The following is an 18,588-nucleotide window of genomic DNA, read 5'->3' on the forward strand; positions in this document are numbered from 1 at the left end:
ATGGACCTCACAGGCCGCGCCGGCTCGGCCACAGCGCCAGCAGGGCCGGCAGCACTCCCAGCGTACACACCAGGGTCAGGCCGATGGCGATGGTCAGCAACACGCCCATGCTGGCCGTGCCGGGGTGGCTCGACGCGGCGATGGACCCGAACGAGCCGATGGTCGTCAGCGCGCTGAAGACGACGGCGCGCGGGGTGCTGCTCGTCATGGCGCGGCCGACGTCGGTTTCGTCGCGCTCGCGCTGAACCAGGTGGATGGCGCTCGCCACCCCCAGCCCGAACAGCAGTGGCAGAACGATCACATTGGCGAAGTTGAACGGCAGGCCAAAGACCGCCGCCGAGGCCACCGTCAGCAGCGCCGCCAGTGCCAGGGGCGCGAACACCAGCAGGATATCGCGGACGCGGCGCAGCGTCACGGCCAGCAGGAGGGTGATGCCCACCAGCGCCAGCCCGGCCGCCTCGGCGAAGGCCCGCAGCACCGTACGTCCGGACTCCCGGATCAGGACGGGGGAGCCGGTGGCCTGTGGGACCTCGGTGCGCACGGCATCGACGAAACGCGCCAACTGGTCCGGATCGCGCGGGTCCAGGGCGGGACGGACCTCGACCCGGGCTTGGCCGTCCGGCGCGAGATAGCGGCCGAGCAGGGCGTCGGGCAGGTCCTCCAATGCGACCGGCCCGGCCATCAGCGAGTCCCGCAGCCGGTCGAGCATCGGCGGCAGGTCGGCGGTCAGACCCTCCGCCACGGTGGCCAGCGCGGTGTCGGTTTCGGTGCGCGCCAGGGTCTCGGCGAGGCGGGTGGCGGCGGCGGCCGTCTCGCCTCCAGCGCTGTTCGCCAGCCGCCCCAGCGCGCTCACCAAGTCATCGCGCGCGGCCCGACGCTCCGCCGCGTCCGGCGCGGGCATGGGATCGACCGCCAGCGCCGGCCCCAGGAACAGCGCCAGATCCTGGATCGCCATCAACTTTTCGGCTTGGTCCCGGGGCACCAGATCGCGGGCGGTGATCGCGCTGTCGACCTCCGGCAGGGCTCCGACCCGTTCGGCGACGGCCTCGGCGGCGTCCAGGTCGGCGGCCAGAATGTCCATGGTGTAGGGCGTAACCCGGGAGTCCTCCAGCAGGTCAAACAACGTGGCAACGGACTCGGTGTCGGGATCGCGCAGGTTCAACGGATCGAAGTCGAAGCGCGCGCCCGGCACCAGCGCCGCCGCGCCAATGCCCAGGGCCAGCGCCGCCAGGGCCACCGTCCGTGCGCGCTGGCGCAACCCGGACTCCAGGTGGCCGGCCAACCGGCCGAGCGTGCCGTCGGAGCTTGTGCCGCGCCCCGGTCGAGCCGGCAGCAGGGCCAGGATGGCGGGCGGCAGCGTCAGGTTGGCGATGAAGGCCACCGCCATGCCCATTCCGGAGATCAGGCCAAGCTGCGCCAGCCCCCGGTAATCCGTGGGCAAGAAGGACAGGAAGGCGATGGCGGCGGTCACCGCGCACAGGGCCAGGGCCGGGCCGACGCCGCGCGCCGCCTCGGCTAGGGCGGCGGTGTTGTCGGCGCCCCGGTCGCGTCCTTCCTTGTAGCGCAGGGCGAAGTGGATGCCGAAATCCACCGACAGGCCGATGAACAGCACCGCGAACGCCACCGAGATCAGGTTCAGGGTGCCCACGACCGCCGCCGCCAGACCGGCCGTCCAGCATAGTCCCGCGAGCAAGGTGATCACCGTGGCCAGGATCAGGCGCGGCGAGCGCAGGCCCAGGATGAGCAACGTGACCACGGCGGTCAGGGTGATGGCGCCGGCGATGTCCATGCCGGTCTGAACGCTCTTGAGTTCCTCGGTTTCCATGGCGGCGGCGCCGGTCAGGCGCACGGTCACGCCGGCCTCTGGGGTCAGTCCCAGATCCCGGGCGGTGGCGCGCACGGCCTTCATGGCCTCGCCGGCGGGAGAGAGCCCGGTCAGGTCCCGCTTGGGCTTGGCCAGGATGATGCGACGGTCGGTGTTCGTGGGCAGGTCGGCGGCGGGCTCGATCAGATCCCGCCAGTCCAGCCGGGCGGGGACGTCTGACAGCCGGGCCTCGGCGGTGTCGGCCATCCGGTCCAGCACTGCCGCCAGCGGCAGGGCCTGACCGGATCCGCCGCCCGCCTCGGCCAGCCCGTCGGCGACGGTGCCCATCAGGTGCGCGAGTCCGCGCAAGGAAGGGTCGGCCGCGAGCGGTCCCAGCAGGGGTTGGGCCTCGGCCAGGGTATCGGAGACGCCGTAAAGATCGTCCAGTGGCAGGAACAGCAGGCCGTTGCGGCGGAAGAATGGATCGCCCGCCACATCGGAGACGAACGCCAGCAGATCCATGCGTTGGCTCAGCGCGTCGCCCAGCCGCGCGGCGGCCTCGTCGGTCATGGCCGCCGTCCGGCCCTCCACCACGATGACCAGTTCGCCGCCGAAGCGGGGGAACGCCTCCTTCAGCGCGCGGTCTTGCTGCTGGAACGGCAACGCGGGGTCCAGCATGGTCGAGGTGTCGGTCGAGACACCGATGCGCGTCGCCGCCAGCCAAAGGGACAACACGGTCAGCAGCAGGGCCACCGTCAGCACCGCCCAGGGGTGGCGGCGCGCGGTCTCCACCCAGCCGGCGAGCAGGCGCGCCGTCATGTCACGAACCCGTTGTCGCGGAACCAGGTTACCGCGTCGGCGATGGCCTGATCGGCGGGCCGGGCGTCGTATCCCAGATCGCGCCGGGCCTTGGCGCTGGAAAAGAACATGCGCTTGCGCGCCATGCGCAGGCCATCGACGGTGGCGAACGGCTCCTTGCCGGTCACCCGGGCGATGCCCTCCGCGATATGGGCAAAGGGCAGGATCAGTCCGTGCGGCAGGCTCACCCGGGGCGGTTTGCGGCCCATCAGGCGGGCCACCACGGCCAGGATCTCGGCCAGGGTCATGTCCTCGCCGCCCAGAATATAGCGTTCACCCACGGCGCCCCGGTCGAAGGCGAGCAGGTGCCCGGCGGCGACGTCGTCCACATGGGCGATGTTCAGCCCGGTATCGACGAACGCCGGCATGCGGCCGCAGGCGGCCTCGACGATCACGCGGCCCGTCGGGGTCGGCTTGATATCGCGCGGCCCGATGGGGGTGGAGGGGTTGACGATCACCACCGGCGCGCCCTCGGTCTCGATCAGCCGGCGCACGGCCTGCTCGGCCCGGAACTTGGAGCCCTTGTAGGCCCCGATCATGTCGGCCTCGGTCGTGGGCGTGTCCTCGTCGGCCGGAGCGCCGTCGGCGTGGGGCTTCAGCACGGCGACGGAGCTGGTGTAGACGGCGCGCCGCGCACCCGCCTCCAGAGCCGCCCGGATGACGTTCAGCGAGCCCTGAACGTTGGCCGTCTCCATGGCCTCCGGATCGGGAATCCACAGGCGGTAGTCGGCGGCCACGTGGTACAGCGCGTCCACACCCCGCGTGGCGGCCTTCAGAGACGCGGGATCGGTCAGGTCGCCCTCGGCGATCTCGACGTCGAGGCCGGCCAGATTGCGCCGGTCACTGCCGGGCCGCGCCAGACAGCGCACCGCCTCGCCGCGTGCGAGCAGGGCGCGCGCGACGGCGGTTCCGACGAAACCGGTGCCTCCGGTGACCAGCGTTGGCATGGCGGTTTGATCCTCAACAGAAATCATTGCGGCCATGCGTACCGCTCCGGCCGCGTTCGGACAAGGGGTGGGCCAGTGTTGCGAATCCGTCTCAGGCGATAATCCCTCGACCGATTGGGGTGACCGCATCCTTGCATCGCCCCCGCGCGGATCGCTAGATAGGGGACAAATCAAGCTCTTGATCAAGGATCCAGCTCGTGGATGAGACCCACGCCCCTTCCGCTTCGACCGCGCCGTCGGATGGCATCCATACCTCGGCGCACGAAATGCCGACCCGACTGCGGGTCATTCTGGCCAGTCCGCGCGGCTTCTGTGCTGGTGTCGAGCGGGCCATCGAGATCGTCGAGCGCGCGCTGGAGATCTATGGCCCGCCGGTCTACGTGCGGCACGAGATCGTGCACAACAAGCATGTGGTCGAGACCTTGCGCGCCCAGGGTGCCGTCTTCGTCGAGGAACTGGACGAAATTCCCGACGGCGCCATGACCGTCTTCAGCGCGCATGGGGTGCCGCAGGCGGTGGTCAAGGAAGCCGGTCGGCGCGCCCTGCCGGTGATCGACGCCACGTGCCCCCTGGTCTCCAAGGTGCATCGGGAGGGCCAGAATCTTGCCCGCAAGGGCCGCGAGGTCATCATGATCGGCCATGCCGGCCATCCGGAGGTCGAGGGTACGCGCGGGCAGGTGCCCGGCGGTGTCCACCTCGTCAGCAAGGTCGAGGACGTGGAGAGCCTTCAGGTGCGCGATCCCGACATGGTCGGCTATGTGACCCAAACCACGCTGTCTGTGGACGACACCAAGGACGTCATCGACGCGCTCAAGACGCGGTTTCCCAACATCCAGGGGCCGGACGTCAAGGACATCTGTTACGCCACACAGAACCGTCAGACGGCGGTGCGCGAGCTGGCCCGGCAAGTGGACCTGCTGCTGGTGGTGGGGGCGCGCAACTCCTCGAACTCCAACCGTCTGGCGGAGATCGGCATCACCATGGGTGTGCCGAGCCATCTGATCGACGATGCCACAATGGTTCAGGACGAATGGTTCAGAGGGGTGTCCGTGGTCGGTGTGACCGCCGGGGCTTCGGCACCGGAACGTCTGGTCCGCGATCTCATCGCGCGCATCGACCAGGTGGCGCCGTCGAGCGTGGAACACCTTCAGGGTATCAAGGAAAACATGCAGTTCAAGCTGCCGCGCGTGCTGGCCGATGCCATGGCGGAGCGCGGCATTCAGCCGGACTCGGATCGGGACCGTCACGATCTGCATGTAGCGTGACGGTGTGACGGCAGGTCCGGTCAAATCATTTCAGTGAGGTAAGGTCGTGGGCGTTCCCCTGATCCAGCAAGTCCGCGTCGGCACGTATTTGATGAAACAGCGTCTGCGCGGCAATCGGCGCTATCCGCTGGTGCTGATGCTGGAACCGCTGTTCCGCTGCAATCTGGCGTGCCCGGGGTGCGGCAAGATCGACTATCCGGACAGCATTCTGAACAAGCGCCTGTCGGTCGCCGAGTGTGTCGAGGCCGCCGAGGAATGCGGCGCGCCCGTCGTCTCCATCGCCGGCGGTGAGCCGTTGCTGCACCGGGAGATCAAGCAGATCGTCGACGAACTGACGAAACGCAAGAAGTTCGTCTACCTGTGCACCAATGCCATGCTGCTGATGAAGCGGATGGACGACTTCACGCCCAGCCCGTACCTGAGCTTCTCGATCCACCTCGACGGCGACCGCGAGCATCACGACAAGGCGGTGGACCAGACGGGCGTGTTCGACAAGGCGACGGCGGCCATCCGCGAGGCGCGGCGGCGCGGCTTCCGGGTGACCTGCAACACCACGCTGTTCGAGGGCGTGGATGTCGAGCGGGTGGCGGGCTTCGTGTCGTTCGCCACCGATGAGCTGGGTGTGGAGGGTGTGACCATCGCGCCCGGGTTCGCCTATGAGCGGGCGCCGATGAAACAGGTGTTCCTGAACCGTCAGCGCACCAAGCAGCTCTTCCGCGATCTGTTTGCGCGGGGCAAGGGCAAGGGCTGGCGTTGGAACCAGTCCAGCCTGTACCTGGACTTCCTGGCCGGCAACCAGACCTATCAGTGCACGCCGTGGGGCAACCCGACGCGCAATGTGTTCGGTTGGCAGCGCCCCTGCTATCTGTTGAACGAGGGTTCGGTCGGTACCTTCCGGGAATTGATGGAAACGACCGACTGGGACAGCTACGGCACCGGTCGCTACGAGAAGTGCGCCAACTGCATGATGCACTGCGGCTACGAGGCGACGGCGGTCGAGGATACGGTGCGCCGGCCGTGGAAGGCGCTCAAGGTGGCGTTGCAGGGCATTCGAACCGACGGGCCGATGGCGCCCGAGGTCTCGTTCGAGGGGCAGCGCCCGGCGCAATGGGTGTTCGACGATCTGGTGCGCCAGCAGATGAGCCGGACCGACGCCGCCATGGCCGAGCGCGAGGCGGCGCGAGCGGCCAGTCACGTTCGGCGTAAGGCGGATCAGGACGCGGCCTGAGCCGGGAAGGCGCTTGGCCGAGCGTTCAATTGCTTCCCCATCATTGTTGCATCAATTATCCAACCCCGCCATCAGACGGTCGGGGTTGGCTTGCCCGCTGGTGCTCGTTCTGGCATTGATGGCTGGCGTTCGCATGTATTGCTAGATACAGCGAACGGCACATTGCAGGGTGATACAGAATTCATTATATTTGGTGAGTCTGGATGCGGATCACGGTCGAGTTCTACGAAACGCCAATGGACTGGCCGCGCGATGAGGGCCGCTTCATGGACGACATGATCCGGATCATCGAGACAGGCGATCGTCACGAAAGAAACCGGGCCTACGAATTGGTTTTTGATGATCTGCTTGGGCTGGAAGGGAAGACGTACGACGCGTTTCTTGACCATCTCGTCGGATACACCGTCTGGCGATGGTTCGATGACGTGCCCGTATACCAGACACCAGGAGAGCCTGGTGCGCTTTTCGCGCCGGTGGAAGAGCAAGACGAAGATGGAACGGTGCGGGTTGTGATCCATGCGCTCGGCTGGTTTCGTCGGTTATCGAGGGCCGATGAGGAAATTGAAGATCAGTTGAAGCACCTGATCCATCGGCGGTGCCTATCACTCGGTCTTTGCGAAGGTGATACACATGGCGGACTCTAGTGTTCGAACAAAGTCTGAGCGGTTGACCGCCCTTCCCCGACGGAAGCGTCGGGAGGCCCGTGGGGCGTCGGCTATGGACTTGATCGTCGAACTCGAACGGGACCATCCCGATCTGGCGGCTGAAGCCCCCATCTCCAGCGTCGCCCTGGAAATCGGTGAGATGGTTCGGGAGAAGCGTCTGGTGGCGGGGATGTCGCAACGCGAGCTCGCTGAGGCCGCCGGCTTGCACCAGTCGGCCATCAGCGCCATGGAACGCGGCGACGGCAAGGACGGACCGACATATCGCAAGTTGCGGGCAATTGCCGAGGCGCTTGGCATGCGGTTGGAGTTTGTTCCGCGTGACCAATGGCCCTTTTCTTCATATTTCTGTGGGCTCATGCATTCGCGGGCATTTCGACCTGACATTAACAAGGAAATGGAACGAATATCTGAGATGCTGGAGCTACCTTTCCGCTATCGGCAAGAACTTAAAAGCATCGCGGAACAGGTAAATATACTGTCAAAAAAGACGGATGATGTGCTTGCCGCAATGGACGAGGAAAACTTGCCGATAATGAAGACGGGAGGTCGTTGATTGATCGACGGCATGGCCGCGACAGAGGTCGCCGGAGGGGTGTTGGGCCTCTTGGGGTCGATCGTCCTCGCCATCCCAGCCCTGATGGATCTGAACAACCGCCGATTCTGGGACCAACTTCACCGTCTGAACGCTATTAAGGGCGCCTCGAACGACGACGTTGAGGCCCTGCGTCGTCTGCTCCTCGACGATCTCCTGGGCGGGCATCGCCTGCACGCAAGATGCACAGTGGGCGGTGGGGCCTTGCTCGCGGTGGCGTTTCTGTGCTTGGCCGCCGCCGGAACGGCGCGGTTGATCGCTGGATAGCGGAAGCGGCACGCGGCCTGAGTCCCGACGCCACAATGGGTGCGTCGCGCGGTCATCGGTGGCATAGTGGGCGGCCCCGGACCTCTGTGGTCGCAGAACGGACCCGCCCGACGTGACACCGACCCCTCGTTTCGCTACCCGTCTCCTGGTCGGCCACGGCGGCCTTGCCCTGATCTGTGTGGCGCTCGGCGTCGCGCTGCTGCTTTATCAATCCTGGCAGGATCGGCAGCGAGAACGTCTCGTCGATGACGCGCTGCCCCGGTTTTCCGACATGCTGGTGGTCAGCCGCCTGGGAGACGCCCTGGCCGAAATGGCCGGGGCCCTGGCCATCGTCGGGGAAGCGGGCGACCGGGCCGCCGTAAAGGACCGCATGGAGCGGACCCGTGCCGAATTGACGGTTCGTCTCGACGCTCTGGGCGAGACCAAGCTTGAAGCGGTGACGCGGGACCGTCTGGAAGCGGCGGTTTCGGATCTGACCGAGGCGCTTGAAACCCTTGACGCGCTGGTTCTCCGTCGGCTCAGTCTGGCCGATGAATCGGCGGCGTTGAATGCGCGACTGGGCCTGATCGGGGATTTTCTGCCCGATCTGGAACGGGCGTTTTTGTCCGGGCGGCGGCCGGACGCTCTGGATGCGATCATTGACGCGGATGATCTGCCGTTTCCACCGGGACCCAGTGGGTCCGGCGCGGCGACGGCCGTGCGGGGGTGGGCGCGCAACGCCCAGGTGACGGTGGGGATGATGCTGGCGGCATCGGGTGCGGGCGATACGTCGGAACTGGAATATCTTGTGGTCCGCGCCGACGAATCCCTGCGTCGTGCGGCCGCCTCGATCCGCAATGCGGATCGGGCCGCCATTCCGGTCCTGGAAGCCGTCCAGGCCGAACTCGCGGCGCTTGCGAAGGGCGTGGACGGGGCCGACAGCGTGTTTCGCATGCGCCGCCAGCATCTGACCATGACCCAGAATCTGCCCGCCGTGCTGTCCCGCAGTCGGCAGGCGTCCGATCACCTGACGGCGGCGGTGACCCAAATCATTGCGGACCTAGAGCAGGCGCTGGCGGTGCGTGCGCTCGACCAGGACCGAATCGTGCCGGTGTGGCGCAGCGGGGTCCTTGCGATGGTCGTGGCCGGCCTGGGGTGTCTGTTGTGGTCCGGGCTTGTGCTGTGGGAGGACGGGGTTCGGCGCGTTCGTCGGATGACGCGCGCGGTATTGGCGGCGCGGGACGACACCCCGTTGACGCTCGCTGAGCCGGAAACGCCCGCCGACGACCTTGGGCTTCTGGCGCAGGCCGTCGGCGCGCTGGACGCCGAACGGCGGCGGATGGCGCGGGCGCACCGTGAGGGCGCCGACCGTTTGGCCGCGGTGCTGGCGGATGCGTCCGGGGGGCTGCTGGTTCTGAGCGCCGATGGGCGTATTGAGGATGCCAACGCCGCCGCCGGCGATCTTCTGGGGCGCGCGGTGGAGGATCTGTTCGGGCGCCCGGCGGAAGAGGTGCTGGCGGACTCGGCGCGCGGGTCCTTGGCCGACGCCCTGAAACAGGCTCGGGCGCGTCCGGGGACGGCGGTCTTCGCCGGGCCGCTGACGCTGGCCGGGGAGGGGCGCGGCGCGGCGCGGACGGCGCGCCTTGCCGTATCGGCGCCTTCGGCCGATGCCCCGGCCACGACCTGCTTGATCGTCCGCATCGACCCGTCGGACACCGCGCCGGTCGGCTCGGACGCGGCGAGCGAGGAGAGACTGACAGATGCTTCCTGAGGCGGCGACGTTCGATGATCTGGCGGATCGGTTCCGGTGGACCGTGCCGGATCGCTATTCCATTGCCGTGGATGTCTGCGACCGGCATTGCAGGGGCGCGGACTCGGGCAAGGCTGCCGCCATCATCGAGGAATTGGCGGACGGAACGATCCGCCGCCATTCCTTCGCCGATCTGCGTCGGGCGTCAAGCCGGCTGGCCAACGCGCTGGCCGGCCGTGGCGTAAAGGCCGGGGATCGCGTCGCCGTTCTGCTGGGCCAGCAATGGGAAACGGCGGTGGCGCATGTGGCGGCGTGGCGCCTGGGGGCCATCTCGGTGCCGCTGTTCACGCTGTTCGGTCTGGATGCCCTATCGTACCGGCTGGCGGACAGCGGTGCCCGGGCGCTGGTGACCGACGCCGCCCAGGCCGAGCGCATCGACGGGCTGTTGCCCGATCTGCCGGACCTCGCGACCATCGTTTGCTTGGGGGCGGGATCGTCGGACGTCTCCGATTCAGGTCAACGCTTGGTTTCCTGGGACGCCGTTCTGGCCGCCGCCTCGGAAGACCATACGCCGGTGGACACGGCGGCGGACGATCCGGCGATCATCATCTACACCTCGGGGACGACCGGAAAGCCGAAGGGCGCGCTGCACGCCCATCGTGTGCTGCTCGGACACCTGCCGGGGGTGGAACTGCCGCAGCGCCTGTTCCCCAAGCCGGGCGACCTGTTCTGGACGCCGGCGGACTGGGCCTGGATCGGCGGCCTGATCGATGTGCTGCTGCCCTCGCTGCACCATGGCGTTCCGGTGCTGGCGCATCGCGGTGCCAAGTTCGACCCGGAGGAGGCGTTCGCGCTGATGGCGCGGCATCGGGTGCGCAATGTCTTCCTGCCGCCGACGGCGCTGAAGATGCTGCGGCAGGTGCCGGACCCGGGCCGCTTTGGTTGCGACCTGCGCTCGGTGGGCTCGGGCGGCGAGACCCTGGGCGCGGGTCTGCTGGACTGGGGCCGCGACGCGCTGGGGGTGACCATCAACGAGTTTTACGGTCAGACCGAGTGTAATCTCATCGTGTCCAACTGCGCCGACCTGTTTCCGGTGCGGCCGGGATCCATGGGACGGCCGGTGCCGGGGCACACGGTGGCGGTGATTGATCCCGAGACGGGCGCGCCCGTGGCAGCAGGTGCGTTGGGGCCCATTGCCGTGCGCCGGCCCGATCCGGTGATGTTCCTGGGCTACTGGAACAACCCGGAGGCGACGGCGGCCAAGTTCGTGGGCGACTGGCTGCTGACCGGCGACACCGGGCGTATGGACGAGGATGGGTACGTGTGGTTCGTGGGCCGTGACGACGACGTGATTACCTCCGCCGGCTATCGCATCGGCCCGGGCGAGGTCGAGGACTGCCTGCTGAAGCATCCTGCGGTGGCCATGGTCGCCGTCGTCGGCGTGCCCGACCCCGACCGCACGGAGATCGTGAAAGCCTTCGTGGTGCCGGTCGAGGGGGCGGTCGAGGGCCATGGCGGCGAGGCGGCCCTGACCCGCGCCTTGCAGGACTTCGCCAAGGCGCACCACGCCGCCCACGCCTATCCGCGCCGCATCGCCTTCGTCGACAGCCTGCCGATGACCACGACGGGCAAGATCGTGCGCAGGGACCTGCGGGCGCGGGGGTAGGAGACCGGGGCCGAGCGGGCAGGCTGCCCGCGTTCCGTTCGACGGTCGTCACGGACCGGGCGGACCCGTGGCCCGCCCGGCTGACACGAGGCGCGCTCGCGTCCGGTTGCGCGCGCCCTTACTTCTCGACGCAGGCGCTGTTCTCGCACTTCAGGTCGGCCCCGCAATCGTCATTCGTCATGCAGGGCGCGCCGACCCATTCACTGACCTGGATGCCGCGATCGGCCGGCGTCAGGGTGGGGCTGGTGCTGGCATTGACCCCAGTGCTGGCGGGCGGCGTCAGGGAAGCCAGGGTGATGCAGTCTCCGCCCAGGGCCGGGGTGGCGGCGAACAGGGCGCAACCCGCGAGGGCCACGGCAAAACGCTTGGTCATGAAAACGATCCTTGTGTTCTTGTCTTGGTTTCGGTCGGTCCGCGCTGACAGGGTGCGACGATACTGGCCAAATATGACCGAGGCAATTCCGGTTTTCAATTAAAGAGCTGATATACGTGCATGATTTTCTCTCTAAAAGATAGTACTACTTTATCCTTTGTGGGTATGGCGCGTGTGAGGTCCTGGCGCCCGGCCCGGTTCGGGAACCGAGAGCGCGTGAGCTGTGCCCCGACGCCGAGTCCCCGGTGTCCGCCGTGGCTCAAAGAACCGTGCCGCAGTCCGTAGGGGTCACTTTCCCGTGATCGGAAGACGTGCCACGCCCGGTGCCGAAGGCGTCTCTTCGGTTCTTGAGTCCAGAGTCAATATAAGGGTATAATTATTTGATTCATATAATGTTTTCTGTATACTTGGAGCGCTGGCGGAACCCCGCCGCGTTGGGGCGACTCGGGGCTAGACCATCGATATGGTTGACGCGGCCGTCTCAAATCAGCAGGGTGCGGTCATCTTGCGCGTCAGATGTCCGCGATCGCCCGCCAGGAGGAGCCTGTGGTTTGACTCCCCTGCGGGCGTGTCCGTGGGTGCCCGATGAAGGGCCGGAAGCGTGATCCGGGACGACGACGCGCCACGTCAGTGTTGGCGAAGACGACGAGGTAGGCGACAGATGCGAAATCTCAAGTGGGCGGCCCTGCTGTGCGGGCTGGTGACGATGTCGGGACCGGCTGCGGCGGCGCAGGGAACCGAGTCCTGCAATGTGGTCGGTGTGTACGGGACCATTGCCCTGGTGGTCTGCCCCGACGCGGATACGGATGCGGAGTTTATCGCCGCCGGACAGGAGGCATGCCAGTCGATTGCGGTGCGCAACGTCTGCAACGCTTGGATCTGGCGCAGCCAGGACCGCGCCGCCCGCGTCCTGCCGATGGAGAATCATCAACTCGACAGCGTCACGGCGCTGTGGATCAATCGTCAGGGCCAACTCAAGGTGTGCGCCCGTGACGGCTGCTACGCGGGGCAGCGATAACCGTGACGACGCTTCGCGCCCGACACGGGCGCGGCCGTAGGGTGTCACCGGTGATCGGATCGCGTGGTGGCTGACCTCGGGACAGTCGCAAAGGGGCGGGCGCGTATTGGGCCCCGCCCTTTTTCCGTGACCGAGGGACCGCCTGAGCCCTGACGGCAACCGCCCTCCTCCCTGACGCTGTGACCGTGCCCTGCGTGGCCGAGCGGTCGCTTCGACAGGGCTTCGTCGGTGACGGTGCTGGGAGACCTTCCGGATCAGGTCATGGCGATGGCGCGGGGGGCCGACAGCCTGCGCCCCGGGGGGCTGCTGTCCGTGGCGACGGACCGGGTCTTTGATCCTCACGTCCAGTCCTTGCGGCGGGTGACAGACCTCGCGTGCGGGGCCGGTCTCGAACGGACAACGGTCCCCAGGGGGGCGTTCGCCTACACCGGTAGAAAGAGAAATCGGGACGCGTTCGGGACATGTTGTAGGGCAGCTGCCCTACAGCCAGCCGCCCTACAGGTGCGAACGATTTAACCGGAAACCGCATCACTTCGTTCGGCCTGATTCGCCGGCGTCATGACGGACGGAAGATGGCCCTGTTGGCCCGACCTGTTCGGGCGGTCAGCGCGATTCGGACGCGGCGTCCGGCGTTTTGGCCGTACCGTTGCCGCCGTTCGGGTTGGTCGGCGCCACCTGCTCGGTGCGTTGGGACGCGCGATCAGCCATCAGGTGGTCGAGCTTGCGCTGCATCTCGGCCATCTGCGCCTTCATGGTCTGGACGTCGTCGTCGGTCTCGGCATCGGTCATGGGCGAGGTGGTGCCCGTCGGTAGGGGCGGGAAGCCGGGCATACGGTTCGCCCCTTCAAAGGGCGAGAACATCTTCATGGCGCTTTCGAAAAAGGCCATGTTCTGTTTGTTCAGGTCGTCCATGTTCTGCACGGGGAACAGCCCGTCGAAGGCGTTCTGCATGACCTGACGCATGTTCTCCTGATTGCGGGCGAACGCCTGCATGGAGTGTTCCAGGTATTGGGGCACGACGCCCCCGAGGGAATCGCCGTAGAAGCTGATGACGTGGCGCAAGAAGCTGATGGGCAGCATGTTCTGCCCGTTCTTGCCTTCCTCCTCGACGATGATCTGGGTCAGGACGGAGCGGGTGATGTCCTCGCCGGTCTTGGCGTCGTAGACGACGAAGTCGGTGTGCTCCTTCACCATCTGACTGAGCAGGTCCAGCGTGACGTAGCTGCTGGTCGCCGTATTGTACAGGCGACGGTTGGCGTACTTCTTGATGATGATCGGGTCGTTTTCGTTCCGCCTAGCCCGACCCGTACCAACCTTCTCCGTCATACCGCTCCTGCCTCCGGTTCCTGCGCGTCGCCGGTCCCGCGCGCCACATGGCCTGCGGGATGCATCACCCAAGCCCGGCATGCGGTTCAGTATCGCAGCCGAGTCCTAAGGGTCAGTTTCCGGGTTCCCGCCCCGCAATGCAACACCATATTGCCGAATCATTGTGCAGGGCAGCGCGGGCGTTTCGCAGCCTACCCACATCGGTCCTGCGGTTTTGGAGTGGGTGACAACGTCCCCGGCGCGTGGGTATAGTGCGCGCATGACGGATCATCCTCCCGACCTTCAGGCGCTGGCCCGCCGGTATCTAGACCTGTGGCAGGAACAGCTGGGGTCCATGGCTCGGGACCCGGCCGTTTCCGAAGCGCTGGCGCGGTCGTTCTCGCTCATGACCCAGGGACTGGCCGACGCGGTGAACCCCCCGCAGGGCCCGTCCGCAACCGCCGCCTCCGAGCAGACCGGGGAGGGCCATGCAGACCCCGAGCCCACAGTCGCCGCCAACGCCAACGCCAACGCCAACGCCAACGCCGCCGACGCGTCCCGGGCCGCGTCCGCTGGCCGTGCATCTGGCCACGCAGGGCCAGTTGATGATGACATGGCCGCTCGGGTTGAGCGCCTGGAACAGCGCGTCGCCCTTCTCGAAGCCGCGCTCGGCGGACTGCTCTCCGGGGCCGGACGGCCCAAGGGCTGATCCCGACCCGCTGTGCGATCTGCTTGAAAAGGCCCGCGACGCCGGGGTCGAGCCGGGGGCGTTCGTGCGCGCGGTCGACGCGGAGGCGCGCCGACGTCTTGGCGCCTTTCTGGACGGGGTCGAGGGCTACCGGTCGCACGACTATCATCGTGCCGGGCTTGACCCCCCGCCCGTGTGGCGTCAGGGGTCCACGGTGCTGCGCGACTTCTCCGACACGCCCGCGGAGCCGGAACGACGCGCCCGCGCCCGCGTGGGACCGCCCATCTTGCTGGTGCCGTCGCTGATCAACCGGGGCTACATCCTCAATCTCAGCCAGCGCCGGGCCTTCGCGCCCTATCTCGCATGGCGTGGGTTGCGCCCGATTCTGGTGGACTGGGGGGCACCGGGCGCGGCGGAACGAGAGTTCACCCTGACCGACTATGTGGCGCGGTTGGAGGCTGCGCTGGAATTCGTCCGCGAGACCACGGGGCGGGCGCCGATTCTGCTGGGCTATTGTATGGGCGGCCTGCTGTCGCTGGCGTTGGCGCAACGGCGGCAGGCGGTTCTGGCCGGTCTGGTCCTGCTGGCCACGCCATGGGACTTCCACGCCGACCGCGCCGCCGCCCAGGGACGTCTGGCCACCGCGCTGGCGCCGTGGATCGACCCCGTGCTGGAGGTGCACGAGAATCTGCCGGTGGACCTGTTGCAGGCCGCCTTCGCGACCATCGACCCGCCGTCCATCGGGCGCAAGTTCCGCGGCTTCGCTAACCTTGGTCCGCGCAGTGCGGCGGCGCGGCATTTCGTGGCCATGGAGGACTGGCTGAACGACGGTGTGCCGCTGGCCGGTGCGGTGGCCAGCGAGACCCTGCGCGGCTGGTACGGCGACAATACGACGGCGCGCGGCCGGTGGTGCGTGGACGGCGAGCCGGTTCGACCCGAATCCGTTACCATTCCGGCCTTTGTTGTCGTGCCGCAACGGGATAGGATCGTGCCGGCCGTCTCCGCGCGGGCGCTGGCCCGGGCACTGCCCCGGGCCGAGGTCCGCGAGCCGCTGCTGGGCCATGTGGGCATGATCACGGGGCGCCGGGCGGTGGCGTTGGTGCACGATCCCCTCGTGCGCTGGGCCTTGAAGACCACCCGGGGAAAGGCCTAGGTGGAAACTACGGTTTTCGTAGCCGCTTTGTCTCTTTATAACCAATGCCCAAGAGTGGTGTGCGTGATCCATCCCGACGCGGTCGCCCGGTGGTTCGGCTCTAGAAGCCGACGGGTAAGGGGCTCACCGGCCCGGTGGGGATAGCGGTGCCCGGTATCGCGGGGGCGCGCACCACAGGGGAGGAACAACAGGAGAGTTAAACCATGACCGATGTCGTGATTGCCGGTGCCGCGCGCACCGCTGTCGGCACCTTCAACGGGGCGCTGGCTTCGGTGCACGCGCATGACCTCAGCAAGGTCGTCATCCAGGAGGTGCTGAAACGCGCAAAGGTGGAACCCACCGAGGTGTCCGAGGTTATCCTGGGCCAGATCCTGACCGGCGACACCGGCCAGAACCCGGCCCGTCAGGCCTCCGTCAACGCCGGCATCCCGGTGGAGGTGACGGCCTACGGGATCAACCAGCTCTGCGGCTCGGGCCTGCGCACGGTCGCGCTCGGCTACCAGTCCATCATGATGGGCGACCATGACATCGTCGTCGCCGGTGGCCACGAGAGCATGAGTAAGGCGCCGCACCTCGCGCACATGCGCGACGGCACCCGCATGGGCTCGCTGGAGTTGAAGGACAGCCTTCTGCGCGACGGCCTGTTCGATGTCTTCAACGGCTATCACATGGGCGTGACCGCCGAGAACATCGCCCAGCGCTGGCAGATCACCCGTGACGAGCAGGACGAGTTCGCCGCCGGCTCGCAGAACAAGGCCGAAGCGGCCATCAAGGCCGGTCGCTTCAAGGACGAGATCGTTCCCTATGTCATCAAGACCCGCAAGGGCGAGACTGTCTTCGACACCGACGAGCACCCCAAGGAAGGTGTGACCAAGGAGGGCCTTGCCAAGCTGCGCCCGGCTTTCAATAAGGAAGGCACGGTCACCGCCGGCAACGCCAGCGGCATCAACGACGGCGCGGCCGCCGTGGTGCTGATGAAGGACAGCGAGGCCGCCAAACGCGGGGTAACCCCGCTGGCGCGCATCGTCTCCTGGGCGACCTGCGGCGTTGAGCCGGAGATCATGGGCACAGGCCCCATTCCGGCCACTCGCAAGGCGCTGGAAAAGGCCGGCTGGACGCACGAGGACCTCGATCTGATCGAGGCCAACGAGGCATTCGCCGCCCAGGCCATCTCCGTCAACCGTGAACTCGGTTGGGACACCAGCAAGGTGAACGTCAACGGCGGCGCCATCGCCCTGGGCCACCCCATCGGCGCGTCGGGCGCGCGCATCCTGGTGTCGCTGCTGTACGAGATGCAGAAGCGCGACGCGAAGAAGGGTCTTGCCACCCTGTGCATCGGCGGCGGCATGGGAATCGCCATGTGTGTGGAGCGGTGATGCAGAACCTGATGCGGATCTGACGGGATTTCGTCATCCGCGAACGAGCAAAGGGCGGCCTTGTGAGGGGCCGCCCTTTGTCGTGGGAGCATCCGTTGGCTGGTTGACTCGACACGTGAGCGCGCCACTTACGAATGGGACGCAGTCGCGGTCCGGTGCCAATCAAAACAGACGCCCAGGGAGATTCCTCCATGCTCGATGATCTCCAGCTTGACCGCCGCGTGGTGCTGAAGGGGCTGGCCAGTGCCTCGTTCGCCGCCGTGCTGGCCGATCCCATTCTGGCGCGCGCGGCCGCCGACTCGACCGAGACCGTCTCCCTGACGCTGCCGTCCGGCCGGACCGTTTCCGCCGCGCTGGCGCTGCCGGAGACGCTGCCGGCGCCGACGGTCATGCTGATCCACGAGTGGTGGGGGCTGAACGATCAGATCCGGGCCACGGCGCGGGAATTCGCCCGCGAGGGCTATGTTGCTCTGGCCATCGACCTGATGGGCGGATCGGTGGCCACCACGCCGGAGCAGGCCCGCGCCCAAACCCAGGCCGTGGATGGGGGCGAAGCGACGGAGACCTGCACCGCCTGGATGGACTGGTTGCGTAAGCACGAGCACGGTAGCGGGAAACTCGCCACCGTCGGCTGGTGCTTCGGGGGCGGCTGGTCGCTCAATGCCTCGCTGGCGGCACCGGCCGACGCCACGGTGATCTACTACGGCCGCCTGGTGCAGGAACCGGGTCCGCTGGAGGCACTGGCCGGGCCGGTGCTGGGGCACTTCGGCACCCGCGACCAGTACATCAACGCCGACATGGTCGGGGGATTCGAGCGCGCCATGGCCGCTGCCGACAAGGCGGACAGCCTGACGGTGCACTGGTACGAGGCCGACCACGCCTTCGCCAATCCGTCCGGCGGGCGCTACGACGAGGAAGATGCCGAGTTGGCCTGGGCGCGCACCCTGGCCTTCTTCGCCGAGACCCTGAAGGGATAGAGCGTTAACCCGACGCCGACGCCGAGGCCGGTTCCGCCTTGACCAGCGTGGCCACGAAGGCATAGCCGCCGTACAGCGGCGTGACCGTGACCTCCGCCCGGCCCTCGGCCTGGGTCCCCCACAGGAAGGTGACCAGTTCCGGCCGGAACTGGACGTGGAACAGGCCCAGCCACCAGAACAGCACGGCGCGGAACCAGCGCGGCAGGTCGGACTGGTCGCCGAAATCGACGATGTGGATGCGCCCGCCTGGACGCACCACGTCCAGCGCGTGCTCGACCGATTCGTGCCACATCGGGATCATCGACAGGCTGTAGGAGAACACGACGTGGTCCAGCGGCCCGTCGAGCTCGAACAGCGTGGCCGCATCGAAGTCCTGCGCCAGCCCGCGCGCCAGCTTGACCCGCTCGGCCAGTCCGTTGCGCGCCAGCTTGTCGTTGGCCGTCTTCAGCATCTCGGCGCTGGCGTCCAGGCCCAGAAGGTGCGCGTTGGGATAGCGTGTGGCCATCTTGACCAGATTACGGGCGGTGCCGCAGCCGACCTCGCACACGGTTTCGCCGTCGGCGGCGCCGATGTCGTCAATGACCTTGTCGCGGCCCAGCAGGAAGTATTTCCGGGTGATGTCGTAGATGTGGCGCTGCGGCCGATAGATCCGGTCCATCAGGGTATGAGCGTCCATG

General features: G+C 67.3%; 17 protein-coding genes. 12 read left to right on the top strand and 5 right to left on the bottom strand.

Going from position 1 to position 18,588, the window contains the following annotated elements; translation table 11 throughout:
• Positions 1–7: 7 nt before the first annotated feature.
• Both BLS85_RS15010 and hpnA read right to left on the bottom strand, forming a co-directional pair.
• Positions 8–2,623: an MMPL family transporter gene (locus tag BLS85_RS15010; RefSeq protein WP_092787550.1), complete on the bottom strand. Its 2,616-nt coding sequence runs from the start codon at positions 2,621–2,623 to the stop codon at positions 8–10.
• A complete protein-coding gene (gene hpnA / locus BLS85_RS15015; protein ID WP_092787604.1) occupies positions 2,620–3,609 on the bottom strand; it encodes a hopanoid-associated sugar epimerase in 990 nt (329 codons plus the stop codon). Before hpnA ends, BLS85_RS15010 begins: the two co-directional genes overlap by 4 nt.
• Before the next feature lie 266 nt (positions 3,610–3,875).
• On the opposite strand from hpnA, the gene ispH reads away from it, so the two are divergent.
• The 7 genes from ispH (at position 3,876) to BLS85_RS15050 (ending at position 11,021) form a co-directional block, all read left to right on the top strand.
• Positions 3,876–4,874 carry a 4-hydroxy-3-methylbut-2-enyl diphosphate reductase gene (gene ispH / locus BLS85_RS15020; RefSeq protein ID WP_092787605.1) on the top strand — a complete coding sequence of 333 codons (999 nt, stop codon included), beginning with the start codon at positions 3,876–3,878 and terminating at the stop codon, positions 4,872–4,874.
• A gap of 46 nt (positions 4,875–4,920) precedes the next feature.
• Complete coding sequence (hpnH, locus tag BLS85_RS15025; protein WP_092787551.1) at positions 4,921–6,102, top strand: adenosyl-hopene transferase HpnH; 1,182 nt, start codon at positions 4,921–4,923, stop codon at positions 6,100–6,102.
• Positions 6,103–6,305: 203 nt separating this feature from the next.
• Positions 6,306–6,746 carry a hypothetical protein gene (locus BLS85_RS15030; RefSeq protein WP_092787552.1) on the top strand — a complete coding sequence of 147 codons (441 nt, stop codon included), beginning with the start codon at positions 6,306–6,308 and terminating at the stop codon, positions 6,744–6,746.
• A gap of 73 nt (positions 6,747–6,819) precedes the next feature.
• Positions 6,820–7,320 (top strand): helix-turn-helix domain-containing protein, encoded by a 501-nt coding sequence (locus BLS85_RS15035; RefSeq protein WP_176793781.1) that lies wholly within the window; start codon positions 6,820–6,822, stop codon positions 7,318–7,320.
• 12 nt (positions 7,321–7,332) lie between these two features.
• Positions 7,333–7,626, top strand: a complete 294-nt coding sequence (locus BLS85_RS15040) for a hypothetical protein (protein WP_218128449.1) — start codon at positions 7,333–7,335, stop codon at positions 7,624–7,626.
• 112 nt (positions 7,627–7,738) lie between these two features.
• On the top strand, positions 7,739–9,376 hold the full coding sequence (locus BLS85_RS15045; RefSeq protein WP_092787555.1) for a PAS domain-containing protein: 1,638 nt from the start codon (positions 7,739–7,741) through the stop codon (positions 9,374–9,376).
• Positions 9,366–11,021 carry an acyl-CoA synthetase gene (locus BLS85_RS15050; RefSeq protein ID WP_092787556.1) on the top strand — a complete coding sequence of 552 codons (1,656 nt, stop codon included), beginning with the start codon at positions 9,366–9,368 and terminating at the stop codon, positions 11,019–11,021. Before BLS85_RS15045 ends, BLS85_RS15050 begins: the two co-directional genes overlap by 11 nt.
• Positions 11,022–11,139: 118 nt before the next feature.
• Here BLS85_RS15050 and BLS85_RS15055 read toward each other — a convergent pair whose 3' ends face one another.
• The gene (locus BLS85_RS15055; RefSeq protein WP_092787557.1) at positions 11,140–11,394 is read right to left on the bottom strand and encodes a hypothetical protein; all 255 of its coding nucleotides are present in this window, start codon (positions 11,392–11,394) and stop codon (positions 11,140–11,142) included.
• Between the two features lie 661 nt (positions 11,395–12,055).
• On the opposite strand from BLS85_RS15055, the gene BLS85_RS15060 reads away from it, so the two are divergent.
• Positions 12,056–12,412, top strand: coding sequence for a hypothetical protein (locus tag BLS85_RS15060; RefSeq protein ID WP_092787558.1), 357 nt, complete (start codon positions 12,056–12,058; stop codon positions 12,410–12,412).
• Positions 12,413–13,015: 603 nt separating this feature from the next.
• Here BLS85_RS15060 and phaR read toward each other — a convergent pair.
• Positions 13,016–13,738: a polyhydroxyalkanoate synthesis repressor PhaR gene (gene phaR / locus BLS85_RS15070; RefSeq protein WP_092787560.1), complete on the bottom strand. Its 723-nt coding sequence runs from the start codon at positions 13,736–13,738 to the stop codon at positions 13,016–13,018.
• Positions 13,739–13,997: 259 nt separating this feature from the next.
• On the opposite strand from phaR, the gene BLS85_RS19480 reads away from it, so the two are divergent.
• The 4 genes from BLS85_RS19480 (at position 13,998) to BLS85_RS15085 (ending at position 17,911) form a co-directional block, all read left to right on the top strand.
• Entirely contained in the window at positions 13,998–14,426 is a 429-nt protein-coding gene (locus tag BLS85_RS19480; RefSeq protein WP_245699251.1) for a hypothetical protein, read from the top strand.
• Positions 14,323–15,558 carry an alpha/beta fold hydrolase gene (locus BLS85_RS15075; protein ID WP_245699252.1) on the top strand — a complete coding sequence of 412 codons (1,236 nt, stop codon included), beginning with the start codon at positions 14,323–14,325 and terminating at the stop codon, positions 15,556–15,558. The genes BLS85_RS19480 and BLS85_RS15075 overlap by 104 nt, the downstream gene beginning before the upstream one ends.
• A 203-nt stretch (positions 15,559–15,761) precedes the next feature.
• A complete protein-coding gene (locus BLS85_RS15080; RefSeq protein WP_092787562.1) occupies positions 15,762–16,934 on the top strand; it encodes an acetyl-CoA C-acetyltransferase in 1,173 nt (390 codons plus the stop codon).
• Between the two features lie 191 nt (positions 16,935–17,125).
• Positions 17,126–17,911 carry a dienelactone hydrolase family protein gene (locus BLS85_RS15085; protein ID WP_245699253.1) on the top strand — a complete coding sequence of 262 codons (786 nt, stop codon included), beginning with the start codon at positions 17,126–17,128 and terminating at the stop codon, positions 17,909–17,911.
• A 4-nt stretch (positions 17,912–17,915) separates the two neighbouring features.
• Here the strand turns inward: BLS85_RS15085 and BLS85_RS15090 are convergent, their stop codons facing one another.
• Positions 17,916–18,587, bottom strand: a complete 672-nt coding sequence (locus BLS85_RS15090; protein ID WP_092787564.1) for a class I SAM-dependent methyltransferase — start codon at positions 18,585–18,587, stop codon at positions 17,916–17,918.
• Position 18,588: the final 1 nt, after the last annotated feature.

Origin of the sequence: Rhodospira trueperi, from assembly GCF_900101965.1 — a bacterium.
GTDB classification, from domain to species: domain Bacteria; phylum Pseudomonadota; class Alphaproteobacteria; order Rhodospirillales; family Rhodospirillaceae; genus Rhodospira; species Rhodospira trueperi.